This is a genomic window from Rathayibacter sp. Leaf296 (assembly GCF_001423045.1).
In the GTDB taxonomy this organism is placed as follows: Bacteria; Actinomycetota; Actinomycetes; order Actinomycetales; family Microbacteriaceae; genus Rathayibacter; species Rathayibacter caricis.
Map to the genome: position 1 here is coordinate 37502 of NZ_LMNR01000001.1, position 7276 is coordinate 44777.

Below are 7276 nucleotides of genomic sequence, written 5' to 3' on the forward strand. Positions count from 1 at the left end.
TCATCTCGGTTGCTCCGATCACTGCGGGTCATCCCTTTCCGTCCTTGCCTGTCGAGAACCGGCGACCCGCCCGGGCGATGCGCTTCGCTGCCCGCGGGGACGGGTCGCCGTCGCATCAGGACGCCGGGGTGGCGGTGCTCATGGCCGCAGCTTCCTTGTTCATCGTGCCGTCAGGGAGGAGGACGTACCAGGCGTCCTTCACACCCTGCCCGTTGACCTGGCCCGGCGCGGTGTCCTTCGCGAACCGGTAGACCGGCCATCCGTCGACGGTCAGCTGGGTCGTCCCGTCGGTGCGCGTGATCGAGCCGACCTCTCCGGTGATCCCATCCGCTGCGGTCGTGCTGGACGCCGACACGGCAGGCCAGGTCGTGGCGCACTCGTCGTAGCAGCTGCTGCTGCCCGAGTTCTGCGTGTCCTTCGTGAACGTGTAGACGGTGTAGCCGGCCTCGTCCGTGATGACCTCGCCCAGCGGCGAGGACGCCGTCGTGAGAGCCGCCGTCTCAGCGGAGGCGGTCGCGGTGGAGGAGGCCGTCGCGGTGGCGGAGGGGCTGTCGGCCGGCGCTTCCGACGAGGCGGCCGAGCCGGCGGCCGTCGAGCATCCGGCGAGAAGGACGGCGGCGAACGCCGCAGTCGTCACAGTGGTCGCGATTCGCTTGAGCATGATGCCTCCTGTAGTGCGGGGGCCGAGGTGGTCCCACCGAGGACACGACACAGCAGTCGCGGACGTTCAACGAGGCGAGAAGATCGCTGGGAGAGCATCCGCGCGGCGGGCGGCTTCAGCGAGAGCGATGATCCGTTGCGCGCTCCTTCGCGTGAAGGCCCGAGGCAGCGCTCTGCTCTCCATCCCCGCGCAGACCGAGGCGAACGAGCACGCAGACCGCCAGGGAACGGTACCCGCGGCCGTACTGCTGAGGATCCGGGCCACCTCGTCAGGTGGGATCGGGCTTCGCTGTATCGCCACGAGGCGGACGCCACTCGGCGCGCTCCTGCTCAAGAGCAGACAGCCTCCCAGTAGAGGCTCGTCCTCTGGCCGATCGAACCCCCTCGGCGGAAGTCTCCGCGAGCAAGCGGACGCCGACCTCGGTCGGCGCTGTGGTGTGCGCTGCGCGCATTTTTGCCTGGAAGCCTTCGGCAGCGTACGGGCCTGCGGCGTCCACGCAAGCCGCTGCGCGGCCGGCTCCTCCGAGGTTCCCGCCACGCGGTCGCTGCGCTCCCTCACATCGCGCCGACAACCTCTCCTCCGCCGCCCTCCGGGTTGCGCTCCCGCCTCCGCCTCTGCTCGGCACTACGTGCCTTCCAGGCAAAAAAACGCTGGGAGAGAAGGAAGAACAGGCGAGCCAGACCACCCCCGCTGGCTTGACAAACCTGATTGAGAATCACGGCAAAAAAACGATGAGGAAGAGGAAGAGAAATGCAGCAGATCACGACCGTCAGCACCTTCGTCCCGGCCGCCACCGAGGAGGGGATGCAGAGCCAGTTGCGCCGGATCGCCGAGCGCGACGTCGACCTCTCGGGCATGGCACGCAACGGGTGGGCGCTGGCACACACCGCCACGATCCCCGGCCCCGAGGGCGTCATGTTCGTGGACACCCCACCCGCACCGAATCCTGACCCGCACCACCACCGAGGAGCAAACGCCATGTCCGACACCATCACCACCAGCCCCGCGGCCGAGGAGCCGACCCTCCTTGACGCGGTGGCCGAGTTCGCGTCCGTGTTCTCCCACGGAGACACCGCCGACGAGCTGGCCGTGCGACTCAGCTGCGCCGAGGTCGACGCACTGGCCGGACTCCTGCGAGCATTCGGACGAGATGAGGCCGCGGACCTGTGGATCGCGGAGCACGCGAGCGACGACGACGAGGGCGACGCCCACACCCCGGAAGGAACCCACCGATGAGCGAGCAGCAGCAGACCACGCCCGACCCGGCGGCGACCTACCAGGCGGCCGTCGCGGCCTTCGCGGCCACGCTCTCCGACCCGGCAGTCACGGAAGCGATCGCCCCGACGCTGCCGTGCTGGCGCGCGACGGGCATCATCGACCTCCTCACCCAGGCCGGATACACCGACGCAGCCGAGAAGTGGGCCGAGCTGCACGCCTGGTCCCCGGTCAACGACGAGCACGACCCGCATCGCGGCGACCGGTGGGACGACTGATGCTCACCGTCTACTCGAAGCCGTCGTGCGTGCAGTGCACCATGACCTACCGGGTGCTCGAGAAGAAGGGCATCGAGTACACCACCGTCGACATCACCACCAACCCCGCAGCGCTCGCGTACGTCACGGAGGAGCTGGGCTACTCCGCCGCCCCCGTGGTCGTCGCAAGCGACCAGGACCACTGGTCGGGCTTTCGCCCCGACCTCATCGAGAAGCACGCCGCATGACCGGCCCGAACGTCACCGGCGACGACTACCGGGCCGGGTACCTCGCCGGACAGGCCGACCGGCAAGGCGAAGTCGACTGGCTGGAGAACGAGGCCGACCGGCTCTACCGCCTCGCCTACGGCGACGAGCGCCGCGTCCCGGACCTCACCGTCACGCGCGCCGAGCTCGAACAGCGCAGAGCGCTGTCCGAGCCGCCCGTCGAAGTCACCCGCCGCGACGCTCTGGCGTCCTGGGGCATCGAGACACCCGCCACCGACACCCCGGCGGCCGCGGCCGCGAACCCGTCGACGTCGACGGGACCCACCAACCGCACGAGCAGGAGACGACAGATGAGCACCAGGACCATCACCGGCAACCTCGCCGCCGACCCCGAGGCCGTGCAGGCGGGCCGCGTGCAGATCGTGAAGCTGCGCGTCATCGAGAACACCGGCGAATACCGCGCGGGGGAGTGGACCCCGCACGACGCCCCGACCACGCACTACGTCGAAGCGAAGTTCGAACTCGGCGAGCACGTGCTCGCCTCCCTCCACAAGGGAGACGCCGTGATCGTCGTCGGCTACGAGCGCACCGTCGCCTGGGGCGAAGGCGAGAACCGCCGCACCGGCCGCGTCCTCGAAGCCGACGCCATCGGCCCCAACCTCACCCGCGCGACCGCCGTCGTCACCACAACCACCCAACGCGCACCCCGCCGCAGCGCCGCCCTCGCGGTTGAGTAAGTTGGTCGGCATGTGGGACGGGATCGCTCTGCTGCTGGCCGTGACGGCTGCTGCGCTCGTCGTCGCCGGTGTCGTGCCGCTGTACCGCGACTCCGAGCCCCACGCCGCGCAGGTGTCCGAGGTCGCGGTCGACAAGCGCACCCGGGCCCGCGGCGCTCTCGTGGCGGCAGTTGTTCTCTTCTCCGCAGCGGCAGTCGCACTCCTCGCCGGGACGGCCTGAGCCCCTACTCCGAGCCGTCCGCGATCCGGAGCACGTAGAAGATGACGTGATCCTCCGGGTGCGCCGCGCCTACTTCCGCGAACGCCGAGGCCGACGCCACCGCGGTGATCTTCTTCTACGGGCGATACTCGCGATTGTCCGTGGTCGAGGGCGGCGGCCCCGGATTCGGCTGCTGAAAACTGCCCACACCGAGGGAGGCCAGTCCGGCGGACAGTGCCGCGCCCACGACGCGGACGACGAGCGCTATCGACTTCCCGACGAGCTTCAACGCTGTTGCCATCACGGAACCATCACCTTCAGGACTGGATGTCAACGCTAGTGGCTTGGAACCGCCTGGGTGCTCTACTCCGAGCCGTCCGCGATCCGGAGCACGTAGAGGATGACGTGATCCTCCGGGATCGCTGCTCGCACTTCCGCGATCTCCGCGGCGCTCGTCGCCGCGCTGCTGCGCACCACCATTGACGCCGATTCCGCGCGCGTCCGGTGTGCCAGTTCCCACATGCCTCCATCGTCGCATCCGACGCTGACACGACCCGCTCGAGCGTGGGGGCCGGCGGCGCCGGCCCGTGAGGGGCGACCCCCTCACGCTCCCCGGTGTCCCGTTCCGGGGCGCGAGCTGCACTCGCGCAGCGGCGACGGAGCACCGCCAATGGGAGGCCGCGATGTGGCCCGTTCCACCAGTTTTCTTCACCTCTCCGCGATTTCAACCTATTTCGCTCCACCGGCTCCGTGCCACCGCTCCCGGACGCGCCCTGCGGGCTTATTTCGCCCGCTACCGGTGTCACTGCGCCGCCTCCACTCAAACGGTTTTCCCCGCCGGAGAGGCAAAGAAAAACGATCAGCCAGAGGGAGCACCCACACCATGCAGACCACCACCGACTTGCAGACCACCACGAAGACCTACCTCACGCTCGGAGGCACCCGCGCGGTCGACGTTCGCGTCGTGGGCACCGACCCCACGACGACGCCCTCGGTACACGTCACCCGCCGCAAGTCCGGGGTCTGGGAGGCGTGGCACTCCGACCAGCTGCACGGCATCACCAGCGGCTCATTCCGCCACTGCGTCGCCCACGCCCGCCGCGCAGCGATCCGCCGCGTCGCCCCGTTCCTGAACCGCTGAGAGGACCACACCATGACCCGCACCGACACAGGCCGCGCCACGGCCGAACAGCTCGCGCTCATCCTCGCGATCAGCCGCGACGAGGACCCGGAGAACGCCACCGCGACCGACGCGGAGATCCTCGCGCACACCCGCAACACGCTCGGACTGCCGGGGGAGTGCGGACCCGGCGGGATGCCTGTCTACGACGACGGCAGCGCCGAGGCCGCCGCGTTGATCGCGTTCCTGACGCCCGCCGAGTAGTGCGGGGGAGGGGCCGGCCTTCTGGGCCGGCCCGTGAGGGGCGACCCCCTCACACTCCCCCGGGGAGCATGGCTTCAGTGGAAGTTGATCGTGGAGGGCGCAGGTGCCTTCCAGGACTCTTCCTGATACGAGTGCGGGTCGTGAGCCTCGCGGGGCGGCTCCCCGAACGGATCCTTCGGCAGCGCCGCTGGCGGCGTGGTGAACTTCGCGCGGAGCGACGCGGCGATGGATCGAATGCGGTAGGTCACGGCGTTCATGTCGTTCTCCCGTCCGGGGTGATCAAGCGTCACCTAGCTGAAGCCTACCGGCGTCGTTTCTCCGGTGGGGCGCGAGCTCCGCACGCGCAGCGGTGACGGAGCACCGCCGGCGGGAGCCGCTACGCGGCGCGTTTCCAGGTTTTCTTCACCTCTCCGCGGTTTCAACCTATCTCGCTCCGTCGGCTACGTGCCGTCTCTCTCGGACGCGGTCGCACGCTCCCTTATTTCGTCCGAGAGAGCCGTCACTCCGCCGACTCCACTCAATTGGTTTTCACTCGCCGGAGAGGCAAAGAAAAACGATCAGGAAGACGACAAAAGCCCCGTAGTTGGTCTAGAACCACGGGACTCGTCACCTTCATGGTCGCACACCGATCAAGGAGAAACCATCGTGACTATCACCACCGGAACCGGGACCGTTCAGCACATCGACCCGACCACCCTCGCGATCGAGGCGAACGTCCGCACCAGCGCCCCGATCACCAAGGACTTCATCGCGTCGATCCGCGAGAACGGGGTTATCACCCCGGTCCTCGCCCGCCGCGACGAGCACGGGAACGTCATCGTCCGCGCCGGACAGCGCCGCACCCTCGCCGCCCGCGAGGCCGGAGTGCCCACGATCCCGGTCTACGTCGTGGAGGGCGACGAGACGACCGCGGATCGGATCGTTCAGCAGATCATCGAGAACGACCAGCGCGCCGAGCTGAGCGTCGCGGACCGCACCGCCGCGTGGGCGCAGCTCGCGTTCGAGGGCGTCTCCGCCGCAGCGATCGCCAAGCGCACCGGCACGAAGACCGACGCGGTGAAGAAGGGGCTCGCGGTCGCGGGGTCCGCGACCGTCACGTCCGTTCTGCACGAGCACGAGCTGACCCTGGACCAGGCGGCGGTGCTGTTGGAGTTCGAGGACGACGCCGACGCCCGCGCGACCTTGATCGAGGTCGCCACTCACGACCCTGCCCAGTTCGAGCACACCGCGCAGACCTTCCGCGACGAGGCCGCGCACCAGGCGCTCCTCGCGGCGACCGCCGCCGAGTACACCGGCAACGGCTTCCAGACCCTCACCCGCTCCGACGCCTACGGCGACCAGGCGACGTGGACGCCGGTGCGGCAGCTGCGCGGCGAGGACGGGAAGAGCGTCACCCCCGAGCAGGTCGCCGCCGCTCCCGGCCGCGGAGTGCTCATCGACACCAGCTGGCGCGGCGAGGTCGAGGTCACGCTCCTGGTTCAGGACCCGACCGCCGCCGGATTCACCTACGCCTACGGAGCCCCCGAGCAGCCGCAGACCGAGGAGGAGGCTGAGGAGGAGCGGGCCGAGAAGTCCGCGGAGCGGAAGGTGCTCATCGCCAATAACAAGGCGTGGAACGCGGCCGAGAAGGTGCGCCGCGAGTGGATCGCGACGTTCCTCGCCCGCAAGACCCTCCCGAAGGACGCGGATCGCGTCATCGCTCTCGGTCTCACCGCTCACCGGTTCGCGGTGTCCTCCGGGATGACGGGCGGCAGCGACCTTGCGCACGCGCTGCTGCGCATCGAGCGCCCCTCCGGCTACCGCGCGGACGCTCTCGCGGCGCTGGTCGAGGCGAACCCCGCGAAGGCCCGCCTGGTCGCGCTAACCGTCGTGCTCGGAGGCCAGGAGGCGCACACGAGCAAGGAGTCCTGGCGCCGCGGCGACGAGCGCACGGCCGAGCACTTCCGTCAGCTCGCGGCCTGGGGATACGCGCTCTCCCCGGTCGAGCAGGTCGTCACCGGCGACAGCACCCCCGCCGACGCCGCAGGGCTCAGCTAGCCCCACCCAGCGGGGACCGGCTCGCGCCGGTCCCCGCCCCCTCCTCTTCTCCCACTGCTGCACAGGAAGGCCCGACCATGACCACCACGACCACCGCACCCCGCCCCGCCCACCGCTTCGACCCGTACCAGGAGGACCCGACGCTGCGCGCCGCCGAGGTCGCCGTCGACGCCGCGGCCGCGACCGGGGACGCCGACGCGACCGCCGCCGCAGCGCGAGCGCTGATCGTCGCCGCGGCCGCCTACGGCTGGCCCACCGCGACCGCCCTCGTCTTCACATACGAGACGACCGGCCCCATCGCCCACGTCTGGGGACTGTGGAAAGTCCTCGACGCCGACCGCCAGGTCCTCCGCGAATGGGACGAAGAGCCCGGCGACATGACGGATGAGTCCGAGGAGGAATTGATCGCCCTCGACCTCATCAGCAACCGCCGCGCGACCCTCGACTACACCGACTTCGGAAAGCCCATCGGCTCCACGACCCTGATCCTTCACACGCTCGCACTCTGAGCGCGTGCGCGGGCCGACCCGAAACGGGCCGGCCCGCACGAGGGGGGGGG

General features: G+C 69.8%; 12 protein-coding genes. 9 read left to right on the forward strand and 3 right to left on the reverse strand.

Annotated features, from left to right (window positions below):
* Nucleotides 1–115: 115 nt before the first annotated feature.
* Nucleotides 116–661, reverse strand: a complete 546-nt coding sequence (locus tag ASF46_RS00185; protein WP_056865924.1) for a hypothetical protein — start codon at nucleotides 659–661, stop codon at nucleotides 116–118.
* Between the two features lie 750 nt (nucleotides 662–1411).
* Between ASF46_RS00185 and ASF46_RS19505 the strand changes: the two genes are divergently transcribed.
* Genes ASF46_RS19505 through ASF46_RS00210 form a run of 5 tightly spaced genes read left to right on the forward strand, consistent with a single transcriptional unit; the run spans nucleotide 1412 to nucleotide 3317 of the window.
* Nucleotides 1412–1897: a hypothetical protein gene (locus ASF46_RS19505; protein WP_056865925.1), complete on the forward strand. Its 486-nt coding sequence runs from the start codon at nucleotides 1412–1414 to the stop codon at nucleotides 1895–1897.
* Nucleotides 1894–2154 (forward strand): hypothetical protein, encoded by a 261-nt coding sequence (locus tag ASF46_RS00195; protein WP_056865926.1) that lies wholly within the window; start codon nucleotides 1894–1896, stop codon nucleotides 2152–2154. The genes ASF46_RS19505 and ASF46_RS00195 overlap by 4 nt, the downstream gene beginning before the upstream one ends.
* Nucleotides 2151–2381, forward strand: coding sequence for a glutaredoxin-like protein NrdH (gene nrdH, locus ASF46_RS00200; RefSeq protein WP_056045893.1), 231 nt, complete (start codon nucleotides 2151–2153; stop codon nucleotides 2379–2381). Before ASF46_RS00195 ends, nrdH begins: the two co-directional genes overlap by 4 nt.
* Entirely contained in the window at nucleotides 2378–3097 is a 720-nt protein-coding gene (locus ASF46_RS00205; RefSeq protein WP_056865927.1) for a single-stranded DNA-binding protein, read from the forward strand. The genes nrdH and ASF46_RS00205 overlap by 4 nt, the downstream gene beginning before the upstream one ends.
* Nucleotides 3098–3107: 10 nt before the next feature.
* Entirely contained in the window at nucleotides 3108–3317 is a 210-nt protein-coding gene (locus tag ASF46_RS00210) for a hypothetical protein (RefSeq protein WP_157602092.1), read from the forward strand.
* Nucleotides 3318–3659: 342 nt separating this feature from the next.
* Here the strand turns inward: ASF46_RS00210 and ASF46_RS18980 are convergent, their stop codons facing one another.
* Nucleotides 3660–3818 (reverse strand): hypothetical protein, encoded by a 159-nt coding sequence (locus ASF46_RS18980; RefSeq protein ID WP_157602094.1) that lies wholly within the window; start codon nucleotides 3816–3818, stop codon nucleotides 3660–3662.
* A gap of 361 nt (nucleotides 3819–4179) precedes the next feature.
* On the opposite strand from ASF46_RS18980, the gene ASF46_RS00215 reads away from it, so the two are divergent.
* Nucleotides 4180–4437, forward strand: a complete 258-nt coding sequence (locus ASF46_RS00215) for a hypothetical protein (RefSeq protein ID WP_056865929.1) — start codon at nucleotides 4180–4182, stop codon at nucleotides 4435–4437.
* Between the two features lie 12 nt (nucleotides 4438–4449).
* Nucleotides 4450–4680 (forward strand): hypothetical protein, encoded by a 231-nt coding sequence (locus ASF46_RS00220; RefSeq protein WP_056865930.1) that lies wholly within the window; start codon nucleotides 4450–4452, stop codon nucleotides 4678–4680.
* A 74-nt stretch (nucleotides 4681–4754) separates the two neighbouring features.
* Here ASF46_RS00220 and ASF46_RS00225 read toward each other — a convergent pair whose 3' ends face one another.
* Complete coding sequence (locus ASF46_RS00225) at nucleotides 4755–4970, reverse strand: hypothetical protein (RefSeq protein WP_157602096.1); 216 nt, start codon at nucleotides 4968–4970, stop codon at nucleotides 4755–4757.
* Between the two features lie 355 nt (nucleotides 4971–5325).
* Here ASF46_RS00225 and ASF46_RS00230 point away from each other — a divergent pair, with 355 nt between their 5' ends.
* A complete protein-coding gene (locus tag ASF46_RS00230; protein WP_056865932.1) occupies nucleotides 5326–6717 on the forward strand; it encodes a ParB/RepB/Spo0J family partition protein in 1392 nt (463 codons plus the stop codon).
* Nucleotides 6718–6794: 77 nt separating this feature from the next.
* A complete protein-coding gene (locus ASF46_RS00235; RefSeq protein ID WP_056865933.1) occupies nucleotides 6795–7226 on the forward strand; it encodes a hypothetical protein in 432 nt (143 codons plus the stop codon).
* Nucleotides 7227–7276 lie beyond the last annotated feature (50 nt).